Below are 25,822 nucleotides of genomic sequence, written 5' to 3' on the forward strand. Positions count from 1 at the left end.
AGGACAATGCCGAGCGTTTTATTTTCTTCTCCCGCGCTGTTTTGGAATTATGTCTGGCTTTAAACCTCAAACCGGATATTATTCATTGCAATGATTGGCAAACCGGTTTGATTCCCGTTTATTTGAAAACCCTGTATGCCGACACCCCCTCTCTCAGGTCTACCGCCAGCCTTTTCACTATTCACAACCTGGGATATCAAGGCCTTTTCTGGCACTATGACCTTCATCTGACCGGATTAGGCTGGGAATTATTCACCCCCCGGGCCTTGGAATTCTTCGGCAAGTTGAACCTGATGAAAGGCGGGATCGTTTTTGCCGATACCTTGAATACGGTCAGCCCCAACTATCGAAAAGAAATTTTGACCCCGGCCAACGGATTTGGCTTGGAAGGGATACTCAAGACCCGGGAGAACGACCTGTATGCCGTCTTGAATGGAGTAGATTCCCAGGTTTGGGATCCCTCTAAAGATCCTTTTCTGCCGGTTCCCTATACCTCTTCCAATCTGGAAAACAAAAAGATCTGTAAAAGCCATCTCCAGGGATTATTCCACTTAAAGAAAAAGGGGGAACTCCCGATTATTGCCATTATTTCCAAGTTGTTGGATCGGAAAGGCCTGGATCTTGTCAGCCAGTTTTTCCCCCGTTTAATGGAATTGGATTTGCAAATCATTTTAATGGGCCAAGGGGCCGAACAATACCAAAGCTGGGCCATGGAAATGGTCGAGAAATACCCGGGTCTGATCGGCCTCGAAATGGGTTATAACGAACCCTTGGCCCATCAAATTCAGGCCGGGGCCGACATTCTGCTCATGCCCTCCCGTTATGAACCCTGCGGCCTCGACCAGTTATATGCCTTGAAATACGGCACCATCCCTATCGTCAGGGCCGTAGGGGGATTGGAAGATACGGTTGAAGACTATGACCCCCAGAATGACCAGGGGACGGGTTTTAAATTCAAGGAATATGAATGGGAGAAACTGTTTCAAACCATTCAAAGGGCCTTAGCGGTCTTTCGGGATAAACCTCGCTGGAAGCGCTTGATACAGAGGGCCATGAATCAGGATTTTTCCTGGGAAAAATCGGCCTCCCAGTATGATGCGCTTTACCAAAAGGCGATGCAGAAAAAAAGGGTTTTGTAAAAACATGAAGGCTTAACACATAAGTAGATAACCTTTTACCTTGTACCTTATACCTTGAGCCTATTTTTATGAAAGCTTCTATGGAAAAGGGCTTTGAACTGTTAAAAAAAACCATCCGGGTGGCCAATTCCAGTATTGGTTTTGAAGACCGCCTTCAGGGGGTTTTGGATTTGCTGGTTCGAAAAGAAGAGATCGAAAGAGCGGCCTTGTTTTTTGTTACCCCGGAGCAGGAGACCCTGGAATTAAAAAAGGTAAGCCCTCAGGGCGTTCCCTGGAATAGCCGCTCCTTTCATATGGCCCAGACCCCTATCAAGGAAGTCATTCAAAATCGCAGTGCGGTTCTGATCCCCCAATTGACCCGTAAAGAACACAAGGCCCTGTTAAAAAATCCCTTCTTCAAAGGTTTTAATTCCCTGATCGCCCTTCCGGTCGGAGACGATAACGTTCTTTATGGTGTTTTAGGTCTGCTTTCCCGACAGGCCTTAACCCCTGACCCTCCCCACCTGGAGGCCCTCGATCTGGTAGCCTGGGAACTGGCCGGTATTATAAGAAATTCCAGAGTGTATACCGAATCCAAGAAACGGATTGCCGAACTCAGTGTCTTGTACCAAGTGGGTAAAGTGATCGGCTCGACACTGGAATTGAATGACCTGATTGAAAAGACAGTGGCCATAACCGCCCAGGTGATCAACGCCACCGGTTCAACCTTAATGATCTTAGAAAAACATTCCGAAACGGTCCTTGTGGAATCGGAATTTGGGCTGGTGCCCTCTTTGGTGAAAGGGAAAATTCATCAAGATATCCTGGATCAAAAAGGGGATCATATCTATAACCGGGGGGCTACCGCTTATTCCAGATCCCAACTCGATCTGCCTTTTAAAGACGAGAAGGCCAAAGGATCGGTAGAGCCCCATCTCATTTCATCCTACATGTGTATCGCCTTAAATTTCAAAGGCCTTTATCGGGGTCGGCTTTGTGTTTATGAAAAGATAGGTCTGGGCGGGGAGTCTGATGCCTTCTTTAACGAGGAGGACTTGTCGGTCCTTTCGACCATCGGCAATATTATCGCCAGTTCCCTTGAAAATGCCTTGACCTTTCAAAGAATCGAAACCCTGGCCCGAAAAAATGAATGGATGGTTAGAAATCTATCTACTCTTTACCAGATTGATAGTGCCATGATGACCACCGCTTCGTTGAAAGACCACCCCCAGATTATTTTAGAGGCCATTACCTTGGAAGAAGGGTTGGGGTTTAACCGGGCCGTCCTGCTCTTAGCCGATGAAGACCGGAAAATCCTGACTCCCAAGGCCTGGTCTATCCAAAGAGAAATCAAGAAAGGCCCTTCCGGTCAACCGGGAAACGGTCTAACCGGCAGCGGCTTAAGCCGCTTTCTGGTCGATCAAGCCGCTCAAATAAGAAACTTACGCCCGGACTCGGATCACGTTTTCAAGAATATAAAAATCCCCCTGACCAAAGAATCGGGTATTTTGGCTCGAACCTTTTTGGAAGGCCGCACCTTTGTAGTAGAACAGGCCATGGAAGACCCGGATACCAACAAAGATCTGGCCAAGCGTTTGAAATTGGACGCCTTCGCATCCATCCCGATGTATGCCAAGGATAAAGTGGTCGGGGTTATCGAAGTAGACAACTTTATCGATAAACGTCCCATTACCCAAGAAGACCTTTATTTGTTAACCCTATTGGCCCATCAGGCCGGACTGGCCTTTGAAAACGCCCGGCTCTACGATTTTATTGAAAAGACCAATGATGAACTAAAAGTGGCCCGGGAACGACTTATAGAATCCGAAAAAATGGTGGCCATCGGAGAAATGACTTCCGGATTGGCCCATGAGATCCGAAACCCCTTAGTGTCCATCGGGGGATTCGTCCGACGTCTTAATAAAAAATTCCAGGGCGATGATCAAGCCCAGTCTTATTTCCAGGTAATTATAAACGAAGTGGAGCGGCTGGAAAAAATTTTAAATGAAATGACGGATTTTTCTCAGAACCATCGCGGTAATTACAAGGAATGGGATCTGAATCAAATCGTGGAAGAGGCCTTGAACCTGATTCAAAGGGAATTGGACGAAGGCCATATTGGTGTTCAAAAAAAATGGGGTAAAATCCCTAAGGTATTCGGCGACAACCGTCAGTTACGCCACGTTTTTTATAACCTGTTCCTGAATTCCTGTCAGGCTTTGCCCCATGGAGGGCTGTTGACCCTGCGAACCTTCTTGGACAAAGAGCCGGGGCGATCCTGGATTGCCTGTGAAGTCAAGGATAACGGAGGGGGAATCCCGCCGGAACTTCTTCATAATATCTTTAATCCCTTTTTTACCACCAAGGACCATGGCTCGGGCCTGGGACTTTCCATCGTCCACAAGATCATTACCCGCCATCAGGGGGAAGTGGATATCGACAACCGGCCGGGAGAGGGGGTCTCTTTTTTGATCAAATTTCCCTTAGCCAAAGAAGCCCAGCACTATTTCGGTAAAATAAAAATTTTTGAGGAGGAAAATCATGAAAAGGATCTTAATCGCAGATGACGAAGAGGCCCTCCAAAGGCTTTACAAGGAAGAATTTGAGGAAGAGGGCTATGAGGTGCTTTTGGCCGGAAATGGCAAAGAGGTGATTTCCCTGTTGGAAGATCCCGATCACCTGCCGGATCTGATCGTCATGGATATTCGCATGCCGGAAATGAACGGCATTGATACTTTGAGGATGATCAAGGAAAAGTATCCCCAATTGCCGGTCATCCTTTGTTCGGCCTATAGTGAATTCAAACAGGATTTTTCGACCTGGGCCTCGGACGATTATGTGGTTAAATCTTCCGATCTCACGGAACTTAAAGAAGCAGTCAAGCGGCACTTGAAAGAATAAGTCATGGGAAAATAGGGGCCGATTTCGGATTTTAAATTTCGGATTTCGGAATTAAAAAGGCAATCCCTTTTGACATTCGATAGGTTCATGACTCCTTGACACTAAATCTCATTCCATATTTCGTGGCGCCCCAGGGCAGGAACGCTTAGTTCTGATTTGATCAGGTTTTTATAAACCCCTATAGGTTCGTTAACAGGGCTTGGAGTTCATTTCCAATTTTCCAGCATCTGATTCATGATTATTCTGATATTTTCCTCCGGTCCCTTTCTCGGGATGAATTGGGTAATAATTTCTAAAAAGGCCTGGGCGGCACGAGACAACTCCTGTCCTTCAAGATAAGCGATGTTGACCGTTAGATAGAGGTTTTCTCCCCGTATGGGTCGTTCGATAAGTTTTTTTTCATTAAGTTCGGAGAGGACGGACGATTTGACTAAAAAGGAAATACCTTCACCACGTTGGACGACTTGTTTGATAAATTCGGCATTCCCGCTTTCCATAAGAATATTGGGGACCAACTTCTTCCCTATAAATAGATCATTAATTATTTTTCTGGTTGCTGATCCGGTTTCTTTCATTATAAGAGGTTCCCGGGCCAAATCTTCAACGCCAAGGTTTTCTTTTTTCCCTAAAGGGTGATTGGCGGCCAGTATCAGCACTAATTCTTCCTGACAGAAGGGAATGATCCGGATCCGGGGATCATCTTCTATATGGGCGATCACGGCAATTTCATTTTGAAAAGCCAGGAGGCTTTGCATAATATTAAAAGAATTCCCCTCGTCCAGGAAAATTTTGACCTGCGGATAGGTTTCGCAAAAGGCGGAAAGAATAGCCGACATGAAATATCGAGCATAGGTTTTGGTTGTCCCAAGACGTAATACCCCTCTTTTCAATTTTTTCAGGTCCTCAATGACATGTTCCACCTGCAGTTCATATTCAAAGAGCCTTTTTACATATTCAAACAGGGTCTTTCCTTCATCGGTCAAATAAATTTTTCGGCCCCGTTTCTTGAACAATTTCAGAGTAGCCTGGTCCTCCAATTGTTTAATCTGGGCGGTCACTGCCGGTTGCGAAACAAAAAGTTTCCTGGCTGCAACAGTAAAATTTTGAGAGCGTGCCGCCTCATAAAAAAACCTTAACTGGTTGAGATTCAGCATTTTGAAAACCCTGGATTCCCGATAAAAATATTCGGGAATGACGGAAAAAGCGTCACCGTAATATTATTTAAGTTCAAAATAGGATATAAATTCTTCACAAAATAACTTGAATGATTTATTTTTCTGATATATATTTTAATTCTATAACCTCAGCTTATACTATCATAAGAAAAAACAAATTGACAGATTTTTAATCTGGTACAATGATAAGTTCAAACTTTGCTTCACTCTGATTAAATCAAACGACACAACAATTTCAAAAAAGTAAGAAACTGAAACCTTTTTCTGTTTATAAGATTAATGGGTAGGCATTTTGATCTTGTTAAAGAGGAAGGACTAACCCGGCATGATGATGACCTGATTTTTTTTAAAGGGAGGTCATTTTGCAGGATCAGTGAAAGGAGGTGACTTTTTTAATGCAATAGGGGTTTTTATTGAGACGAACCTTAGACCAATAGAAGAGGGAGGTTTTTTATGTCAGAGCTAAAAAAGTTTCCGTATGCCGAAGAGGTAGACTTACCCGCTGAACTGAAAGGTTGGGAAGAGATGTATCCTGCTCACCGGTTATTCAGCAAAGACCGAGACGAATGGGAAAAGAGACATTTTTGGTTTCAGGATAAAATTCATGCTCCAGAACCGATGTATCCGCTTGATGATATTTTTCATGAAGCCTGGCAAATCGCCCTTTCCCAATTTACCACCCGCGTGTTCTGTATTCCTCCTGCCCAGGGAGTCGCCCAAAGAATGTTGGGTTGCTATATGTACATCGCTGCCGTAGAACCGCCTCCGGGAGAAGTCATCGGTCAAAAAGCCGAGCTTTTCGGCAAGCGGGTCCCTTATACCTTCCAGAATTATGAAAAACAGTTCGAGCAATGGCTGGTGCGCTTTAAACAACTGGGCGAAGACATGGAAAAACTCCAGATTCCCGCGGAACTGCCCATGTTCGTTCCTGAGGAAGAAGTGATTCCCATGCCAAAGGGAACGACCTCGGCTAACGATCTGATGGAAAGCTATAACACCATCATCAGTCTTATCTTCAAGGCCTGGCAATACCACTTTCAATATTTGAACCTCGCCTATCTCGCTTATCTTATGTTCGTCGATACCGCCAAGAGGCTTTTCCCGGGAATTAAGGAGAGCACCATCGGTAAAATGGTGGCCGGGGCTGAAGTCTCCATGTTCCGGCCGGAGGAGGAACTCTGCCGTTTGGCACGTTTGGCAACCGGCAAACCGGCCATTGCGGCCATCCTGAAAAAAGAGACTTCCGCCGAAGCAAAAATGAACGAGCTTCAAGGCAGCAGTGACGGCCAGGCCTGGCTGGATGAAATCGAAAAAATCAAAAACCCCTGGTTTTATGTATCCTGCGGCAGCGGCTGGTATCACTATGAAGGAAGCTGGATAACCAAAATGGATGTCCCCTTCAGTTACTTGAAGAGTTATGTCGAAAGACTGGAGGCGGGACTGGACATTGAACGAAAACTGGAAGGAATATCAGCCGAAAGAGACCGCATTGTCAGCGAATACAAGGATCTGATTCAATCGGACGACGACAAAAAATCCTTTGATGATGCCTATAATGTTGTCCGATCAATTTATCGCTATGCCGAAGATCACCTTTTCTGGGTTGAGCACTGGCTCCATACCATCTGGTTCCGTAAGATAAGGGAATTCGGTAATATTCTGACCAAAAACAATCTGTTAAAAAATCCGGATGATATCTATCTCTTCAACCGCTTTGAAGTCCCCATGCTCCTCGAAGATCTGGCTACTACCTGGGCTCTGGGTGAAGGAGTCCCTTCACGAGGGCAACATTGGATGGAAACAGCCGAAAAAAGAGAAAAAATTCTGGAAGCCGCCAGAAAATGGCATGCCACCCCTGCTCTGGGAGTCCCACCGGCCGAGGTTTCCGAGCCTTTTACCGTTATGCTCTGGGGTATTACCACCGATACAGTAGGAGAATGGTTGAAAGGAACCGGCGCCGGAGATCAGGATATGAATGAGCTGAAGGGTTTTGCTGCTTCGGCGGGTATCGCCGAAGGGCCGGCCCGAGTCCTCAAGCTGCTCGAAGATGTAGTCAAACTGCAAACGGGCGAGATCATGGTGGCCCCCTGTACCAATCCCTCCTGGGCACCGGTTTTTACAAAGATTAAAGCAGCCGTAACGGATATTGGAGGGCTGACCTCCCATGCCGCCATTGTTTCCCGGGAATATGGCCTGCCCTCGGTAACGGGTACAGGAGTGGCAACCTCCGTTATTAAAACAGGCGATATCATTAAAGTGGATGGAAGCACGGGTATTGTAACTATTATAAAAAAGGCTTAACCAAAAGTTAAATTAGGACGCAGATTTTCGCCGATACCCCCAAGGATCACTATCTTTATATCTAAAATCCTGGCAATCTGCGTTTATCTGCGTCCAAAAAAGAAATTCCTATAATATGAACTTATTGGAGATGCTTTCCGGAGCATCCCCGGCCTTACGTTGTTGGTATTATGGAAGGAGAACCTCATGTCGGAACAATGGATCTACTGGTTAAAGGAAGTGGGGACCGAACACAATGATATTATCGGGAAAAAATGCGCTAATCTGGGAGAGCTGACCAGGGGTGGTTTTCGTGTTCCACCGGGTTTTGCCCTGGGAGTGGGCGCCTATGATCGTTTTATGAACGAGACTGATGCCACCGTTCGTCTTCTGAAATATCTTGAGTCTTTCAAGGCTGATCCGGAAGATGTAGCGGACACCCCAAAATATGATGCCCTTTCCAAGGAAATCCGGTCGTTAGTCGAATCGATAAAAATGCCTCCCACCATGGAAAAAACCATACGGGAATATTATCTTGGACTGTGCAGAGAAACAGGCATGGAGAATGCCTTTGTAGCGACTCGATCAGCCGGCCCCAAAAGCCATCCCGGACAATATGAAACCTATCTCAATGTAAGCGGCGAAGAGGATGTCATCAAGAATGTCATTCGTGTCTGGGCAAGCACTTTTAATACCCGATCGATCATTGCCAGAGCCAGGTTGAATCTTCCCCTCCATTACGATCCGATAGGCGTTGCCGTCCTGACGATGGTAGATGCCAAGGCGGCCGGAGTGATATTCACGGTTAACCCCGTTAACGGGGATCAATCAAAAGTAGCCATCGATGCCAGTTTTGGGTTCGGTGAAGCAGTGGTCTCCGGCAATGTTACGCCAGATCACTATCTGGTTGATAAAGTGACTCTCGAGATTGACGAGAGAGTGGTATCGGACAAAGGTGCCGAATTTGCCTATAACCCGGAAACACGGATCATTGAATACAAGGAATTACCCGAGGCCCAGAGAAAAATCGCCTGTCTTGAGGAAAAAGAAATTATCGAACTCACCAAAATCGCCAAAAAAGTGGAGGCCCACTTTGGCTGCCCCCAGGATATCGAATATTCGATTTCCAAGACCATACCCTTTCCTGAAAGTATCTTTCTGGTTCAGGCCCGTCCCGAGAGTGTCTGGGGAAAGAAGAAGAAAGAAACGGTTTTGGGCAAGAAGAGCGGTTTTGAATTGTTATTTGAAAAGGCGACTACCCCGATTAAACTTTCCTGATCGTGACTGAAATTCGGGATTTTTTAATTAATTCTGCCAGGAGGTTATATAATGTCGAAAGAGAATATACTCGCGGGAAAAAGAATTCTCATCGTTGATGATGAACCGGATATTTTAGATATCCTCGAAGAATCACTGACAACAAGTGAACTTTCGAGAGCCTCAAATTTTAGTTCGGCTAAAGAGATGCTGGAAACAAAGGTTTTCGATCTGGCCATCCTGGATATCATGGGTGTCGACGGCTATGCCTTGCTTGAAATAGCCAACAGTAAAAATATTCCGGCGGTCATGCTTACAGCCCATGCCTTTACACCGGATAATCTTCTTAAGTCCATGAAAGAGGGGGCTGTTGCTTATCTGCCCAAGGAAGAAATCACCGGGATCACTGAATTCCTGGCGGAATTATTTAAAGCCAAAGAAAAAGGCCTGTCCCCTTGGGCCCCATGGGAGAATAGATTTCCCCCTTCCTATTTTTCAACACGATTCGGAGCGGCCTGGAGAAGTGCGGATAAGGAATTTCTCGATCAATTGAAAGAAATTTTAAGGCAGAGGAGCTCTTCGAAAAAGTAATACGATCATAAAATAGAAAAATATTTTGAGGGGTCTGGGCCGCAGGTTAACTCAAGAAGCGGCACCCGATAATACTTATATAGTATCTTAAAAAGGAGAAAAAAACCATGAAAGATTTACGTGATTTTATTGTGATGGCTGAAAAGGAAGGGATGTTGAAGCGGATCAAACCCGAGGTGGACTGGGACCTGGAGTTGTCCCATATCGCCAAGCTGAACGAGGAAAAAAGCGGGCCGGCCCTCCTTTTTGAAAATATCAAAGGCTACCAAACCCCCTTGATGACCAGCATTTTTACTACCACCCAGCGCCTGGCCCTGATCATGGGCGAACCCAGAGAATCCACCCTGGTAGATTTGATGCGGGTCTGGGTGGGTAAAGGGGAGACCAAGATCCCGCCCAAATGGGTGGACAGTGGCCCCTGCAAAGAAAACATCCTCAAGGGGGACGACATCGATTTATTCAAATTTCCCGTACCCAAATTCTTCCCCAAAGACGGGGGACGCTATTTTGGGACGGCCCACTTCGTAGTGACCAAAGACCCGGATTCGGGCTGGGTCAATCTGGGGACCTACCGTTTGCAGCTCCTGGACAAGAATCATCTCGGGACCCAGTTTATCAAAGGCAAACATGCCGATATCATGCTCAAGAAATATCAGGCCATGAAAAAACCCATGCCCGTGGCTGTGGTAGTCGGCTGTGACCCCTTGTTGTTCCTCATGGGTGCGGCCCGCTTATCGGCCTTCGAATCGGAATATGATTTAGCCGGCTCGATTCGAGGCCAGGCCATCGAAGTGGTCAAAGCGGAAACCAATGACTTGCCCGTACCGGCCACGGCCGAGATTGTCGTCGAAGGCGAAGTGGATGCCGAGGCCTTTATGCCTGAAGGTCCTTTCGGAGAATATACCGGCTATTATTCCGGCGTCGGCACCGACCCCAGGAATTTTATCAAAGTCAATTGTGTGACCCATCGGAACAACCCCATCTTTATGGCCACCACCGTGGGCCGGGCTGTAACCGATACCCACATGACCATGGCTTTAAGCTATGGGGCGACCTTGTGGCAGCAATTGGTGGCCATGCGCATACCGGGATTGAAGGCCGTCTACTGCCCACCTGAAGGGTCAGGGAGATTTCTGGCCATCATTTCCCTTAAACAGATGTACCCCGGCCACGCCGATCAGGTCCTGACCGCCGCCATCTCCACGGAAATGGGCGCCTATGGCCTGAAAACCGTGATCGTCGTCGATGACGATATCGATCCCTGGGATATTCCCCGAGTCATGTATGCCTTGAGCTTCCGGTTCCAGCCGAACCGGTCTCAAGTCATCAAACGGGGAAGGTCCACCCCCCTTGATCCGTCTCTTCCTCTTGACCAGAGGTGGATCACCGGAAGACTTCTTCTCGATGCGACCATCCCTTATGACTGGAAGGATAAACCGATTCCCATCGTCTTGGATTCCGAGATGGTCAAAAAAGTCGAGGCCCGCTGGACGGAGTTGGGGTTGTAACTCAAAAACTGGGTTCGGAGTTTTGAGTTCGAAGTTCGGATTCAGGCCTGACCAATTCAAGCAGAAAGGACTAACATGAAACCCATACGCTATACCCAGGAAATGGTTGACGAGTTTACCCGTAATGGGTATTGGACCAATGAGACCTTTTACGATTTTTATGATCGAAATGCCAGCGAAATAGGGGATCGCGAGGCCCTGGTCGATTCCAAATACCGTTTGACCTGGGCCCAGGCCAAACGGCTTACCGACGGGATTGCCCAAACCTTTGTCAAAATGGGCATTCCCAAAGACACCCGGATCATTATCCAATCTCCAAATAGCGTCTATGGCTTTCTGGCCCGGATTGCCAGTGAGAGGGCCGGGCTGATCTCTCTGACAGTCTATCCCTATCTTCGGGAAAGAGAGTTGGAATACTTTGTCGAACGGACCCAAGCCGAAGCCGTCATCATTTGCTATATTTATCGGAACTTTAACTATCTGGAGATGTACAAAGGATTACAGGCCCGATTTCCCTTCCTGAAACACATCTTTCTCTTTGAGGAAACGGTGCCCCCGGAAGCCCCGTCCGGCACCTATTCTCTGGTTAAATTAGCGGAGGAATCCCTTTCCCGGCCCATCGATGTGGAACTGTTGAAAAGCCGTCGCCATGATCCTAAAAGGGAGGTAGGCTTGCTGACCAGTACGACCGGTACAACCGGTTTGCCGAAACTGGTTGAATGGCCGATCGCTTCCCGGGTCTGCACCTCCAAAGGCCGGGTCGATATCTGGAAACTCACCAAAGACGATATAACCATGGCCATTGCTCCTCATGCCGGTGGAGCGGCCGGAACCTTGACCTATTTTGCCGCCCCCCTGGCCGGAGCCAAGACCGTCATGCTGGAAGAATTCAATCCGGAAGAAGCCCTGGCCTTGATTGAAAAAGAAAAAGCCACGGCCATTGGAGTGGTACCTACCCACCTGGTGCGGATGCTCGAAGCCGACACTTCCAAGTATGACTTAAGCTCGCTGCGATTTATCCGTTCAGCCGGGGGATACTTGCCGCCCCAGGTGGCTGAAGAGGCCGAATTGGCCTTTGGAGCGGCCATTACCAGCGACCTGGGCACCCAGGATGTCGGGTCCGTATCCGGCTGTTCGGTAGATGACCCCAAAGACCTGAGACGGCGAACCGTGGGCCGGATGCTCCCGGGCAACAAGGTCATTCTTAAAGATGAACAAGGAAAACCGGTCCCCGAAGGAGAACCCGGAATCCTCTGGTTTCGAGGGCCCCATGCCCCGGCCGGCTATTACCGGGACCCGGAATTAACGGCCACCGTCTTCGATAAAGACGGCTGGACCACTACCGGGGATATTGTCAAATTTGACCAGGGCTGCCTCTGGATCTTAGGAAGGGCCAAGGACATGATCATCCGTGGTGGACAGAATATCTACCCGGCAGAGATCGAAGGCCTGCTCAACGGCCATCCCAAAGTCTCCAGTGTGGCCATCATCGGCTACCCGGACCGGGAAATGGGGGAAAGGGCCTGTGCCTATGTTGTTCCCAAATCCGGCCAGACCTTCACCTTCGAAGAGATGATTTCTTTCCTGAAAGAAAGAAAAATTTCAGCCTATAAGCTCCCGGAACGGCTGGAAGTAGTCTCTGCCCTGCCCACGGTCGGGGATTCGGGAAAGATCGACAAGAAGGTATTGAAGTCCCAGTTAGAAGAAAAGGTGAAAGCAGAAAATAAATAGGCGCAAGGCACAAGGCATAGGCGCAAGGCACAAGGCTCAAGGCTCAAGGTAAAGACCACTTAAACCTTCCATCTTAATGCCTTGCACCCTGCGCCCTGCGCCTTGCGCCTAAAAGGAAACCTTATGCCCAAATCCATTCTGATCATTTCCACCCTGGACACCAAATCCCAGGAGACCTTTTATCTCCGCGACCGGATTCGAGCCTTGGACTGTCCGGCCCTGTCCATGGATCTATCCATGGGTGCACCGGCCAAAGAAGTTGGAGACATCCTTCCGGACCGGATAGCCCGGGAAGGGGGGGCTTCCATTGAGGCCATCCGTGAATCCAGAGACCGCACCTTTATCACCAAAACAATGACCCAGGGAGCCGTTAAGATCGCCGGGAAGATGTGGCAGGAGGGGCTACTCTCCGGCATCGTCGGATTAGGCGGAGCCACCCTTTCCATGATCGCCACCAACATTATGCGTGCCCTGCCCTTCGGGCTTCCCAAGCTGATGGTCTCTTCCTCGGCCGCCCTGCCCGGTCTTTCCACCCGCTATATCGGCACCGGCGATATCACCTTATTCCATACGGTCATAGAACTCTCGGGCTTGAGCCCCCATCTGTGCAATGTGCTCAATCGGGCAGCCCGCTCCATCTGCGCCATGGCCCAGGAACCGCTCTTCTCCCCGGAAATGGCCAAGGGACCCGGGCAAAAACAAATTGCCTTGTCCATGTTCGGTCCTTGTGATACATTGGCCCATCAGGTCCAGGAGCAGTTATTCCAGTCGGGGTTTCAGGTGATCGGTTTCCATGCCGCCGGGATCGGTGACCGGGCCATGGAAGAGATGATCGCCCAGGGCTTTTTTGACGGCCTGGTCGACCTGGCCCCGGGCGGGGTGGGAGAAGAAATTTTTGGGGGGATGCGCTCGGCCGGCCCTCATCGATTAGAAGCGGCCGGGAGAATCGGTATCCCGCAAATCATCGCCCCCAGCGGCGTTAATTTCATGAGCCCCAATCGGAAGAATTACAAGGCCGAATACCAGGAGCGTCGCAAATATGACCTGGATAAGGACCGCACCTGGCTGCGGCTGAGTACCTCGGAATTAAAACAGGTGGCCGAGGTGATGGCCCAAAAACTTAATCGGGCCAAGGGACCGGTTGTTTTTTTGATCCCCACCAGGGGCTGGTCCACGGCCGATGCACCCGGCGGCCCGGCCTACGATCCCAAAGAGGATGCGGTTTTTACTGAAACTTTGAAAAAAATGTGCCGGCCTGAAATCAGCATCGAGACGGTTGAGGCCTATCTCAATGATCCGGCCTTTGCCCAGGCCGTTGTTCAGGCCATGATAAAGATCAATGTCCGATAATGGCTTCTTGAAAAAGGATGGAGTCGCGCCCAAAAGGATGGAATCGCCCGAATAGGATGGAGTCGTCCGAATAGGTCAGGCATCTTGCCTGACAAGCCTGACAAAAACTCGAAATTAAAAGAGGGTCTGCCGAGAATGAAACGTTTTTTAGTATCCGTCCACGAAGGCCGTTTCCTTTTGCAGGCCATAACCATCCTGATCGGCAAGGACCTGTTGGTTTCCATCTGGGGAGGGACCCATCCCCACATCGGGGCCGTGGCCCTGGCCTTGCCCCGTCCCAGCCTGAAAGATAAAAAAAAGACCAGTGCCACTTCTTCGGTCCTGACAGTCCTCGGGCATAAAGAAGATCAAACGGTCAAAGGTGTATCGGAAACCTTATCGGCGGTCTTTAAAAAAAACACGGTTGTGACCGCCGGAATCCATTGGGATAATTTAAAGGCCGAAGAGATTAAGGTGATCATGGGACTGACGGAAAAATTGACCCAGAAAATAATCGACAAGGTAAATCAACTCTTGTGAGATCGGAACAATCCTATGAATAAAAAAGGAATGATCGTCGGCATCTCCGGGGCCTCGGGGGCTATATACGGCATCCGTCTGCTGGAAATCCTCAAAATGATGGACATCGAGTCTTATCTGATCGTAAGTCGCGCAGCCGAAAAGACCATTCAACTGGAGACCTCCTATTCGGTAGAGCAGGTCAAAGAAATGGCCACGGTCTGCTCTGATCTGGAGGATATCGCCGCCCCGGTTTCCAGCGGCTCCTTCAACAAGACCATGGGCATGGTCATTTTGCCCTGTTCCATCAAAACCCTTTCGGCCCTGGCCAACTCTTTTAATGTCAATATCCTGATCCGGGCGGCTGATGTCACCCTTAAGGAACGACGGAAACTTGTGGTGGCCCTGCGCGAGACGCCGCTGCATTATGGTCATCTGGAATTGATGCTCCGTTTGACCCGGATGGGAGCGATTCTCTTCCCCCCGGTCCCGGCTTTTTATCACCACCCCAAAACCCTTGGGGACATCATCGACCACAGCATCGGAAAAATTTTGGACCTCTTTAATATCGAAGTCCCCTCTTTTAAACGCTGGACAGGGGAGAAAGAATGAATTCGATTCAGGAAATCTTTATTATGGAAGTTGGTTTTTTCAAATTCCGAAATCCGAAATCCGAAATCCGAAATCTATTTTCGTTTTAATATGTGGGTCATCATTAACGGTTTTAAAGAAGAAATCCCGGAACCCAGTTCCATAGCCCAGATTATTGCCGATAATCAGGAATACGATGTTCATATGATCGTGGAATTAAACCACCGCTATATTCATCAGAAAGATCATGAGACCACCTATCTGAAAGAGGGAGACGTCTTGGAATTGATCCACCCGGCCTTCGGGGGATAAAGCCGGATACTGGGCTACTGGCTACTGGATACTGGATACTGGATGACCGATGGTTGCAAGTTTTAAATTAGGACGCTGATTTTCGCCGATACCCGCAGATAACTATTCTTTATATTCAAAATCTTGACAATCTGCACGATCGGCGAAAATCTGCCGATCCGAGTCGATCTGCGTCCAAAAAGGAATTTCCTATACTATCAAGTTACAAGTGAAAAACCTTGAACCCTGGATCTTGGACCTATTTTTATGATTCGTGGCGCTCCACCGCATCCCTGGAAAATTATTTCTTGACACTTCAGCCTCTTTGTTCTATATAGAAATAATAAGTTCACCATATAGAACGATAATAAAACGATAACTAATGCGTTTGATAATTGACTTTGATGATATCCTCCGGGCCACCCTGGACGAAGAATCCGGCAACGAAGGGTATATCGGAATAAATCCGAACGGCCTGGGCTATCATGTTGTGGTGCCGGTAGATCGGCAAATTGCCCGAGGGATAAAGGCCGGCAATCGTCCTCTGGACGAAACCCCTTTCGGGGGGTACAAAGAGTGGCACTATTTCTGTTGTTCGGGATATAACCGTCCGGATATTTTCAATGAAGAGGAAATCCGGAAGCGCCGGCTGAAACAAGCCAGGACTAATGCCTTGCTTTTGCAGACCTGGGCGGTCAGGTTAGGCATAGAGGTGGAAATAAAGTCAGGGCGGCCGGAAGGGTCGTAATACTATTTAGCCGTCAAAACATACGTCAGTTACTTAAAAATAAAATTCTACGCAAAATGGATAGAATTTATTAAAGAATAGGCCGTTAACCCGGAACCAGCCAAGGCATTTAACATGTTTCGTATATCCAATTTTGGTTCCGGCTGGTCCGGGTTGGGATATCCTGACCGATTTCTCGATTGACAAGGTTTATTAAAGAAAGGGCAATTAGCCTATAATTTTGTAAGGGCGACCAGCCGGTCGCCCCAACATCTTTTTTTTAGGAGGAATAAATGCTTTTACCGAAATTTAATTATCATGCCCCCACATCCATCGATGAAGCCTGTTCTCTCCTGGGTCACTACGGGGCAAAGGCTAAGGTTTTGGCCGGCGGGACCGACCTTCTGGTCAATCTGAAAAAAAAGCTCCTTGCCCCGGAACAGATTATCAGCCTGAATAAAATCGATGGCCTTACCGAGGCTTCCGATCAAAAGGGGAAAGGTATTTCCATCGGCCCTTTAAGCACCGCGGCCTATTTAGCCGGCTCCAAGCTGATCCAGGAAAAAGGGCTGGTCTTGTCCCATGGGGCCGGGAGATTAGGATCCCCATTGATCCGCAACCGGGCCACGGTAGGAGGGAATCTGGTGACCGCCCGACCGGCTTCGGACCTGGCCCCGCCTTTATTGGTTCTGGGGGCCAGCCTTATCCTGAAAAGCCCCAAAGGGGAACGCACAGTACCTCTGGAAGATTTCATCCTGGGGCCGGGGCAAACGGCCATACAATCGGATGAGATCCTGAGTCGAATCTTCATTCCTTATTTTGAGGGACCCTCTTCCGGGGCCTATATCAAATTAGGAAGCCGAAAAGCCCTGGAAATATCCCTGGTCAATGTGGCCTCTTTCCTGGCCCTGGGGCCGGATGGTTCCATTGAGCAGGCCCGGGTGGCCCTCGGTGCGGTAGGCCCGACCCCCCTTCTCTCCCCTTCGGCAGTCAAGGTCCTGAAGGGTGTCAAACCCAAAGACGAAAAAGACCCGGTCTTTAAAGAAGCGGCAGGAGCTGCGGCCAAAGATGCCAGACCCATTACCGATCATCGGGGATCAGCGGAATACCGGCGGGAGATGGTGGAAGTTTTGACCTTGCGGACTTTAAAAGCAGCCTATGCTCAGGCGATGAGACAAATGTAGGGGCGACCAACCTCTAATTTTATAAAGGCGACCAGCCGGTCGCCCCGACAAGGAGACCCATTATGAAAAAAATGATTACGCTTAATATCAATAACCAGGAATATGATCTGGTCATCCCGGTCAACCGGACCTTGACCCAGGTGCTCCGGGAAAATTTAAAACTCACCGGGACCAAACAGGGCTGCTCCGTCGGAGACTGCGGCTCCTGCACGGTGTTAATGGATGGACAACCGGTCAATTCCTGCCTGGTCCTGGCCGTGGAAGCCGAAGGTCGTGCAATACAGACCATTGAAGGGTTGGCCGAAGATGGAAAACTCCATCCCATTCAACAGGCCTTTGTAGACCAGGGGAGCATTCAATGCGGTTTTTGCAGTCCCGGCATGATCCTCTCGGCCAAGGCCCTGCTGGACAAAAATCCTTCTCCTACGGGACCTGAGATTCGAGAGGCCATCAGCGGTAATTTATGCCGTTGCACGGGTTACCAAAAAATTGTTGACGCCATTGAATCGGTGACCCAAAAGTGACGAGGGATGTGTGACGGGTGACGGGTGACGGGTGACGTGAAAAAACCTTAATCTTGTCACCTATTATCAGAAACATTTCGCTATTATGAATAATTTTGAAATCTATATGGGTTGATAGAAAGGGAATGACTATGAGTACCTACAACGTTATCAATACTCGAGCCCCGAGATTGGACGCCCCGGCCAAAGCCACCGGACAGGCCTTGTACACCGATGACCTCCAGTTTTCAAACCTCCTATACGGGGCCATCCTGCAAAGCCCCCTGGCCCACGCCCGCATCAAAAATATCGACCTCTCCAAAGCCCGAAAGCTTCCGGGTGTCAAGGCGGTGGTGACGGCCAGGGACCTGGAGATCATCCCTTACGGCGTCTCACCGGCCCGGTATGATGAAACCATCCTGGCTGTAGACAAGGTCCGATATGTGGGGGATGAAGTGGCCGCCGTGGCCGCCGTCGACAGGGAAACGGCCCAGGAGGCCGTAGAATTGATCAAGGTCGACTATGAAGAACTCCCGACCGTCTTTGATCCTTTCGAGGCCATGGCCGAAGGGGCACCCTTAATTCATGAGGCCTATCCGCGCAATCTCTGCGGTGAAGTCCATCAGGAATTCGGCGACGTCGAAGCGGCCTTTGCCCAGTGCGACCTGATCCATGAACATAAATTCGTCAACAAACGTCAGGATGCCGCCTTTATGGAACCTAACAATTGCGTGGCCGTTTTTGATCACCAGGGCTTTCTGACCCTCTACAGCTCCACCCAGGTTCCCCATTATGTACAACGCACCGTGGCCATGGTCTTGAAAATCCCGGTCGGCAGGGTTCGGGTGGTCAAATCCTATGTGGGCGGCGGCTTCGGCCCCAAAGCCTCGGCCTCCACCATGGAATTAGTGGGATGTCTTTTGTCCATGAAGACCCTGCGGCCGGTGAAGATGCATTTCTCCAGGGAACAGGTCTTTCTCCACAGCCGGGGACGTCACCAGTTTTTTCATACCTTCAAAACCGGCGTCAAGAAAGACGGGACCTTGATGGCCCTGCATAACACCTGCTATCTCGAAGGCGGGGCCTATTCCAGCTTCGGAATCGCCACGGTCTATTATGCCGGTTCCCTTTTGGGCGGTCCATACAAACTCCCTAACATGAAATACGACGGATACCGGGTCTATACCAACCGCCCGGCCTGCGGCGCTCAACGGGGACATGGCGGTGTGGCCGCCCGGGCCGGCTTTGAACAGCAATTGGATATTATCGCCGAGCAATTGGGGATCGACCCGGTGGAAATGCGTCTGCAGAATATCATGGAAACCGGCGACACCACCTGCAACGAGCTCAATATGAGCAGCCTGGGCATGAAGGAATGCATCGAGGCCATTCGGAACCAATCGGACTGGAAGCTGAAAAAGGGGAAACTGCCGAAAGGCAGGGGCATTGGCATAGCCTGCGGTTTCTTTGTCTCCGGGGCCGGCTATCCCATCTACCGGTCCGACACCTACCACGCCACCGTGGTGATCAAGCTTTCCGAAGATGGTGGGACCGCGCAGGTCCTGACCGGCAGCGCCGAAATCGGCCAGGGCTCGGACACAGCCTTCGGCATGATCGCCGCCGAGGCCCTGGGGGTCCGTCTCGAGGACGTACGGGTGGCCTCGGGGGATACGGATTATTCCGTTGACCTGGGAGCCTATTCCAGCCGCCAGACCCTGATGACCGGTCATGCCACCAAGGAAGCGGGCGAGGATGCCAAAAGGCAAGTCCTGGAGGTCTTATCCGAAACCCTGAATGTACCCCTGAATGAGATATCGGTTAGTAACGGACTGATTCATTTTGAAGGGATAACCCCGAAATTTGATGCCATCCGGGTGGGCTATATGAAGGAGCATCGGGGCTGGGCCGATTCGCCGGCAGAAGGTCCGCTGACCTTCAAAGAGGCGGCCCGCCTGGCCTACCTGAAGAAAGGGACCATTGTGGGCACCGGAAAATACAAGCCCCCCAAGCTTGGGGGCTCCTTCAAGGGCGCGGCCGTGGGGACCTCCCCGGCCTATGGCTGCTCGGCCATGATGGCCGAGGTGTCGGTGGACCTGGAGACTGGTGAGGTGACCATGGAAAAAATCACCGATGCCCACGACTGCGGCCTGGCCATCAACCGGACCCAGGTCGAAGGACAGATGGAGGGCTCGGTCTCCATGGGGCTGGGTGAAAGCCTGTTCGAAGAGGTAAAATTCAACGAAAAGGGACAAATACTGAATGCCTCTCTGGGTGAATACAAAATCCCCACGGCCCTGGATGTGCCTCCCATAACCTCCCTGATCATCGAGAGCGGAGAGCCCAATGGGCCTTACGGCGCCAAGGAAGTCGGGGAGGGAGGGATCATGCCCGTTATTCCGGCCATCCTGAATGCCATCTATGATGCCACCGGTGTGCGCATTAACGAGATGCCGCTCACCTCCGAACGCATCTGGAAGGCCTTAAAAGAGAAAAAGTAGTTTTACCCTATTCAGGGCGGGTTTAACAACCCGCCCTGAAACGAGTTTCACATTGAATCCCTCCCTGTCCGGCTTGGATCATGGCCTCTTCGAACCTCCTCCCTCGTAAAAAATTTCCCCATAGAAACCCACTCAATGCCTCCCCTTCACAAAACCGCCCCTTTGTTTCCTAATAAGACAGGCCCTTATTCATAACTTGAAATTATGAATACTATAAATATTAACAATTTGACACCAGGTCGGCCTTCTGTTTTATTGCATATAAACTGAGCTTCAAATCTTTGGCCTGTTTCTTCAGAAAAACAAAGCCAAAGAATCTACGCGTTCGTGAAAATTTAATGGCGTCGAATAGGACGGCAGGAGAAGAATACGAGAGTGATCCTTCACAGATTCCACAAAACGGTTCCCGTTTCCTGCCTGGTGTGTCTGGTTAACGTTACCGATCACGGCCTGCCGACGTTCGCACGCACCCAAAAACCCATCAATATCTTCAAAGAAGGGATTTCGTTAATTAGCGCAACTTTCCCTCTGTTTATGACCAAATCCCGTCACCTCTATTTTCTCAGGGTTGTAATGATAACATATATCTGAATCACTGTTTATAGCCTTACTATTGCAGTTAATAAGATTTTGTAATCCGAACCTCGGCTCTTAAGAACCGTTACTGAATTGTTTCTTTGCATAATAGCCTGCCCCGGCATCTATGGGATTGCGGGGAGGGAGACGCTTGCCGATAAACTAAAGCTTGATCCAAAAAGGAGGGCTGAACCATGACCATTCTATTCACGCAAGATTTTGATATTTTTCCGGGAAAAGAGGATGACTTTGAAAAATTCATTGCCGACTATATTCCACAATGTGACCGGATGGGACTTCCAGCCGTTGGCGGGTTCTATGTGGAAGTCGGTTTTGGACCCAGGATTGTCGGCATCAGGAAAACAAATTCTTTAGATGAACTCTACCGCGTTATGGCGGGAACGCCGTTTAAAGAATCTCTCCTGGAACTCAAAAAATATGTCATCAATTATCAGAGTAAGATCCTTGAACCTACCGGCCGGGTGAAACATGAAGGTTATGAAATACAAAAAGGGGTTTGGAAATACAACCAATACTATGATCTTATCCCGGGAAAGAAAAAGGAATATGCGGATTTTGTCATGAATGAACACCTTCCCGCTCTGCAGAAAATCGACTATCTGGAGGTCACCGGGGGATGGAATGTGGTGATCGGCGGGTTCAGTGAAATAGTCACGGAATTTACCTTTAAGAGCCCTATCGATATCGGACGTATGTTGGACAACGAAGACTTTAAAAGAATTACCAGAAAACTTCGTCTGAATTATGTGCTCAACTTTAAGAGCCGCATTATGAGAACGACTGAACGATTTGAAGAACCAAGGTGGTACAGGCTTTAGGAGTATGACCTTTAAGGAAATCCATAAACGTTAACCTTTTTACCGAAAAGGAGGAAAACAACATGGCTTCAAAATTTATGGACCCTCATGATGTGGAAACGATCCCCGGGACCGAGGGTTGGGAGAGGATGTATCCCTACCACTATCAATTCTCCCGGGAGGATCCCCTTCGGGCCGAACATGAAAGCAGTCAGCTCTGGTATTATGACGGCCTGCACTACCCCGAGCCCCATCCCCCTTTTGACCTCCTCTGGGATGAAGCCTGGTTTCTGGCCCTCTCCCAGAATAATACGCGGACCTTCCTGGTTCCTCCGGCCAAGGGTATCGAGCACCGGATCGTCAACGGCTACGTCTTTATTACCCCCATCGGTATCGCCGATCCCAAAGAGATCGAGGCCCGGGTACCTGTTTTCATGAAGCGGGCCGGATACTATTATGATAACTGGGATACGCTTTACGTGGAATGGGAGGCCCGGATGAAGGGTCTCTTGAATGAGCTCGAAGCCGTTTCCTTCCGCCCCCTTCCCGAGATAGAAGATGAATCAATGGTCTTCGAAAAGAGGGGAACCAGCAGCGGCTATCATCTGATGAACCAATATGACCACCTCATCGGCATGGGCTTTAAATGTTGGCAATACCATTTTGAGATGCTCAATCTCTGCTACGCCGCCTTTCTCACCTTTACCAATACGGTGGACCAAATTTTTCCCAATACCCCCATGGGGACCGTGACCAAAATGGTTTCAGGCATTGATGCCATGATCATGAGGCCGAACGCCGAACTCATCAAACTGGCCAAACTGGCCATTGAAAACGATGTGGACCAGGTGATTCTGAAGCCTCTTAACGCCGCCGGGTGCATGAAAGAATTAGAGAAGACGACTCCGGGAAAGTACTGGCTTTCCGAGCTGGAAAAGGCGCGGTATCCTTGGTTCCATATCTCCACCGGCACGGGCTGGTATCACCATGATGCCTCATGGAACGACAACCTGGATATTCCTTTCGATGCCATCCGGATGCATATTAAGGCCTTGAAGGCCGGAAAGGTTATCGACCGGCCTACCGAAAGATTGGTCGAGGAGCGGGACAAGCTGGTCGAAGAATACCGGGGCCTGATTCAAACCGAGGAGGACCGTGAGGCCTTCGACCAGACCCTTTCCATTGCCCGGCGGGTATTTCCCTATGCCGAAAACCACATTTTTTATGTGGAGAACTGGTTCCACAGCGTTTTTTGGAACAAAATGCGGCAGGTAGCGGATATCCTCCATGGCGTCGGCTTCATTGAGGACAAAGAAGATATCTGGTACCTGAAACGAGGAGAGATACGGGAGGCCCTTTGGGATCATGTGACCAGTTGGGCCACCGGAATAAGACCGCGAGGATCTTCCTACTGGCCTCGGGAGATCGCCTGGCGTAAAGGGGTTATGGAGAAATTCAAGCAATGGACCCCGCCGCCGGCTCTGGGCGTCCCCCCGGAGGTGGTCACCGAACCCTTTTCGATCATGTTGTGGGGCATTACGACCGACGTCTTAAAAAAATGGCTCCAGGGTGTTGAAGCGGCAGCCGGCGGCGGGGAAACTGATGAACTGTTGGGGGCCCCTGGTTCTTCCGGCGTTGTAGAAGGCCCGGCCCGGGTTATCCGCTCCGTGGAAGTGCTGGCCGAATTGCAGGAAGGGGAGATCCTGGTAGCCACGACGACTTCCCCAAGCTGGGCCCCGGCCTTCACCAAGATCAAGGGCGCGGTTACGGATGTCGGCGGATCCATGTGTCATGCGGCCATTATCTGTCGTGAATATGCCCTGCCGACCGTGGTCGGAACCGGGCGGGCGACCTCCTTTATCAAGACAGGTGATCTGATTCGCATCGATGGGGATAGCGGCGTGGTGAAAATACTTAAAAGGGCCTAACTAAAACTATATGAAATACTGGAATCCCGGAGCCGGGAGTTAGAGTGTTTAATGATCGCCGGGAACAAGTCCTTTTAACCGCTGATCACAAAGCTCACGTAGATTTGGGGGAAGTCACGATGACTGAAAAGGAAAAAAGCATTATCCTCTGGTATGATGAATTGGAGGGAAAGGACTTCAATCTGGTTGGGAAAAAAAATGCCAATTTGGGAGAGATGATCAGGGCCGGCATTCGAACCAGCCCCGGATTCGCCCTGACCATTTATGCCAATGATCTTTTTATTACCAGTATGGGCATCAAATCCGCATTGGAAAACTATTTAAAGGATCTTGGCCGGGTCACCTATGAAAACAGCCTCAAGGCCAGCGCCTTTGCGGTGAACCTCATTGAGGAGGCCTCCGTTCCATCCATCATTACCGATGAATTGTTTCGGGAATATCAGAAACTGTGCGACCTGGCCGGGGTTGAAAACGTTCCGGTGGCTACCAGATCGAGTGGTGCCATTTCCATGCCCGGCCAGATGGAAACCTTCCTGAATATCCGGGGGCAGGAGGATCTCCTGCACTATATCAAAAAAACCTGGGCCAGTGCCTATTTTGTGGAAGCCATCACTTATCGTATGAACAAGGGCCTGGGTTTTATCCTCAACATCGGCGTAGGCGTTCCCAAGATGGTCAACTCCCGGGTATCCGGGATTGTCTTCACCTTGAATCCGTTGAACGGGGACCGTTCCAAGATTTCGGTGGATGTCAGTTATGGTCTGGGAGAGGCAGTCGTCAGCGGCCTGGTCACTCCCGACAATTTTCTGGTAGACAAAGTCACGTTAGAACCCATTCGATCCAAATTGGGAGAAAAGGAGGTGCAGTGCGTTTATGAAGAAACGGGAAGCACGATTAAAACGGTAAATGTTCCCCAGGAGGCCCGTAGCCGGCTCTCCATTGACAAAGAGGAACTCAAAGAAATTTGCCGGATTTCAAAGGCCATTGACCGGTATTATGGCAAACCCTACGACATCGAATTTGCCATAGATGCCGATCTTTCTTTTCCTGAAAATGTCATCATTCTTCAAGTCCGACCCGAGTCGGTCTGGTCTAAGAAAGAGATTAAACCCAAAATAGAGAAAAAGAAGGATGCCATGGATCGGGTTATTAACCAACTCATCACCGGAGTCAGGCTGAAATGACTCACGATGCTCCCCTGCGTCGCTAAGTCCATTGATGAAAAGTCGAACCCCTTGCAGAAGAGAGATGTTGGAAAACCAGCAGTCGATGCTGTGCTTTAAAATGTCAACCTGTACAACTAAAAAAAGGAGAAAACAAATGTCACAAGAACAGAATCAAGGATGGGCCAATGCCGCACCGTTTGCCATTTTGTCCGTGGCCGTGTTAATTGCCTGTTTAGGGGGATTTCGTGCCGGCTTTATTCCGGCCAGTTCCGCTCCTCTTATGGTGGGGGTGCTGATCTCCTGCTTTCTCCCACAACTGATCGGCGGAATCATCGCCTTTAAAAGAGGGGAAGTTCTGTTGGGCACCATTTGCGGCCTTTTTGGAACGACCATTACCCTGGGGGCGGCCTTTACCTTATGGATCCAGATTTTTGCCGCACCCGCACCCGGGGCCTTCACCCCGCAGATTATGGCCTTCTTTTGGATTACCCTGTTTATTATCACCGAGATCTTTGCCATCGGCTTCGGGCGTATGAGTTGGTTTTTGATGCTGGGAATCGCTGAGGTTGGTGTGGTTTTTCTGCTTGAGGGCATTTATTCCTACCAGGGGGCCCCTATCGGTCCCAACGGATACATTATTTCCGGATTAGGCCATCTCGCGGGTTATCTGGAATTACTATTCGGTTTATTCTGCATCTATTCTGCCGGGGGCATATTATTGGCCGAGCATTTCCAAAGGCCCGTACTGCCTTTAGGTAAACCCGTTTTCAAATAAGTTACCTTAATTTTTGACCCTCTCGGAAAACCAGGGGAACGGCAGGGAATACCCGCCGTTCCCCTTTTCTTCTCCCCATCCCAAGATCTTCAATAGTTGCTCGTTACTTGTTACTCTTTACTCGTTGAAACCCAATTTCAGGCTTCGTGGCGCCCCCCAAGTGGCATGAGGGTTTAGAGAGAATGCCTTCTTTTTCTTGACACCAGGTCCCTATCTTCCTATGATAGGTCCGAAATAGAGATAACCATTAAGGTTCTTTCAAAAATCTAAATTATGCAAAACTATAACCCAATAGGTCAGCCCCGCCCGGGCGGGGCTGACTGTTTAATGGTTTCAACACAATCGGCCTTCGGCCG

At 49.5% G+C, this 25,822-nt stretch carries 21 protein-coding genes; 20 read left to right on the plus strand and 1 reads right to left on the minus strand.

What is annotated here, in order from left to right; genetic code table 11:
* The 3 genes from HY879_26355 to HY879_26365 form a co-directional block, all read left to right on the plus strand.
* Positions 1–1,139, plus strand: a 1,139-nt coding sequence (locus tag HY879_26355) for a glycogen synthase (protein MBI5606868.1), incomplete at its 5' end; no start/stop codon positions are given.
* Between the two features lie 68 nt (positions 1,140–1,207).
* On the plus strand, positions 1,208–3,685 hold the full coding sequence (locus HY879_26360) for a GAF domain-containing protein (protein MBI5606869.1): 2,478 nt from the start codon (positions 1,208–1,210) through the stop codon (positions 3,683–3,685).
* On the plus strand, positions 3,660–4,019 hold the full coding sequence (locus tag HY879_26365) for a response regulator (GenBank protein ID MBI5606870.1): 360 nt from the start codon (positions 3,660–3,662) through the stop codon (positions 4,017–4,019). Before HY879_26360 ends, HY879_26365 begins: the two co-directional genes overlap by 26 nt.
* 206 nt (positions 4,020–4,225) lie before the next feature.
* Here the strand turns inward: HY879_26365 and HY879_26370 are convergent, their stop codons facing one another.
* The gene (locus tag HY879_26370; GenBank protein ID MBI5606871.1) at positions 4,226–5,173 is read right to left on the minus strand and encodes a LysR family transcriptional regulator; all 948 of its coding nucleotides are present in this window, start codon (positions 5,171–5,173) and stop codon (positions 4,226–4,228) included.
* Between the two features lie 474 nt (positions 5,174–5,647).
* On the opposite strand from HY879_26370, the gene HY879_26375 reads away from it, so the two are divergent.
* The 17 genes from HY879_26375 (at position 5,648) to HY879_26455 (ending at position 25,466) form a co-directional block, all read left to right on the plus strand.
* A complete protein-coding gene (locus HY879_26375; GenBank protein ID MBI5606872.1) occupies positions 5,648–7,495 on the plus strand; it encodes a PEP-utilizing enzyme, mobile region in 1,848 nt (615 codons plus the stop codon).
* 186 nt (positions 7,496–7,681) lie between these two features.
* Positions 7,682–8,752: a PEP/pyruvate-binding domain-containing protein gene (locus HY879_26380; protein ID MBI5606873.1), complete on the plus strand. Its 1,071-nt coding sequence runs from the start codon at positions 7,682–7,684 to the stop codon at positions 8,750–8,752.
* Between the two features lie 51 nt (positions 8,753–8,803).
* The gene (locus HY879_26385; protein ID MBI5606874.1) at positions 8,804–9,322 is read left to right on the plus strand and encodes a response regulator; all 519 of its coding nucleotides are present in this window, start codon (positions 8,804–8,806) and stop codon (positions 9,320–9,322) included.
* Between the two features lie 107 nt (positions 9,323–9,429).
* On the plus strand, positions 9,430–10,830 hold the full coding sequence (gene ppcB / locus HY879_26390) for a phenylphosphate carboxylase subunit beta (protein ID MBI5606875.1): 1,401 nt from the start codon (positions 9,430–9,432) through the stop codon (positions 10,828–10,830).
* Between the two features lie 75 nt (positions 10,831–10,905).
* Positions 10,906–12,561 carry an AMP-binding protein gene (locus HY879_26395; protein ID MBI5606876.1) on the plus strand — a complete coding sequence of 552 codons (1,656 nt, stop codon included), beginning with the start codon at positions 10,906–10,908 and terminating at the stop codon, positions 12,559–12,561.
* A gap of 123 nt (positions 12,562–12,684) precedes the next feature.
* Positions 12,685–13,911 carry a Tm-1-like ATP-binding domain-containing protein gene (locus HY879_26400; protein ID MBI5606877.1) on the plus strand — a complete coding sequence of 409 codons (1,227 nt, stop codon included), beginning with the start codon at positions 12,685–12,687 and terminating at the stop codon, positions 13,909–13,911.
* 135 nt (positions 13,912–14,046) lie between these two features.
* Complete coding sequence (locus tag HY879_26405) at positions 14,047–14,430, plus strand: hypothetical protein (GenBank protein MBI5606878.1); 384 nt, start codon at positions 14,047–14,049, stop codon at positions 14,428–14,430.
* A gap of 15 nt (positions 14,431–14,445) precedes the next feature.
* Positions 14,446–15,021, plus strand: coding sequence for a UbiX family flavin prenyltransferase (locus HY879_26410; GenBank protein ID MBI5606879.1), 576 nt, complete (start codon positions 14,446–14,448; stop codon positions 15,019–15,021).
* 30 nt (positions 15,022–15,051) lie between these two features.
* Entirely contained in the window at positions 15,052–15,312 is a 261-nt protein-coding gene (thiS, locus tag HY879_26415; GenBank protein MBI5606880.1) for a sulfur carrier protein ThiS, read from the plus strand.
* A gap of 361 nt (positions 15,313–15,673) precedes the next feature.
* Positions 15,674–16,039 (plus strand): hypothetical protein, encoded by a 366-nt coding sequence (locus tag HY879_26420; protein MBI5606881.1) that lies wholly within the window; start codon positions 15,674–15,676, stop codon positions 16,037–16,039.
* Between the two features lie 272 nt (positions 16,040–16,311).
* On the plus strand, positions 16,312–17,202 hold the full coding sequence (locus HY879_26425; GenBank protein MBI5606882.1) for a xanthine dehydrogenase family protein subunit M: 891 nt from the start codon (positions 16,312–16,314) through the stop codon (positions 17,200–17,202).
* A 62-nt stretch (positions 17,203–17,264) separates the two neighbouring features.
* Positions 17,265–17,726, plus strand: coding sequence for a (2Fe-2S)-binding protein (locus HY879_26430; GenBank protein MBI5606883.1), 462 nt, complete (start codon positions 17,265–17,267; stop codon positions 17,724–17,726).
* Positions 17,727–17,857: 131 nt separating this feature from the next.
* Complete coding sequence (locus tag HY879_26435; protein MBI5606884.1) at positions 17,858–20,203, plus strand: molybdopterin-dependent oxidoreductase; 2,346 nt, start codon at positions 17,858–17,860, stop codon at positions 20,201–20,203.
* Between the two features lie 770 nt (positions 20,204–20,973).
* On the plus strand, positions 20,974–21,618 hold the full coding sequence (locus HY879_26440; GenBank protein MBI5606885.1) for a hypothetical protein: 645 nt from the start codon (positions 20,974–20,976) through the stop codon (positions 21,616–21,618).
* 62 nt (positions 21,619–21,680) lie between these two features.
* Complete coding sequence (locus HY879_26445) at positions 21,681–23,525, plus strand: PEP-utilizing enzyme, mobile region (protein MBI5606886.1); 1,845 nt, start codon at positions 21,681–21,683, stop codon at positions 23,523–23,525.
* 44 nt (positions 23,526–23,569) lie between these two features.
* The gene (locus tag HY879_26450) at positions 23,570–24,709 is read left to right on the plus strand and encodes a PEP/pyruvate-binding domain-containing protein (protein MBI5606887.1); all 1,140 of its coding nucleotides are present in this window, start codon (positions 23,570–23,572) and stop codon (positions 24,707–24,709) included.
* Positions 24,710–24,845: 136 nt separating this feature from the next.
* Positions 24,846–25,466, plus strand: coding sequence for a hypothetical protein (locus HY879_26455; GenBank protein MBI5606888.1), 621 nt, complete (start codon positions 24,846–24,848; stop codon positions 25,464–25,466).
* The last annotated feature ends 356 nt before the right edge of the window (positions 25,467–25,822 follow it).

This window comes from Deltaproteobacteria bacterium (assembly GCA_016219225.1).
GTDB lineage: Bacteria > Desulfobacterota > RBG-13-43-22 > RBG-13-43-22 > RBG-13-43-22 > RBG-13-43-22.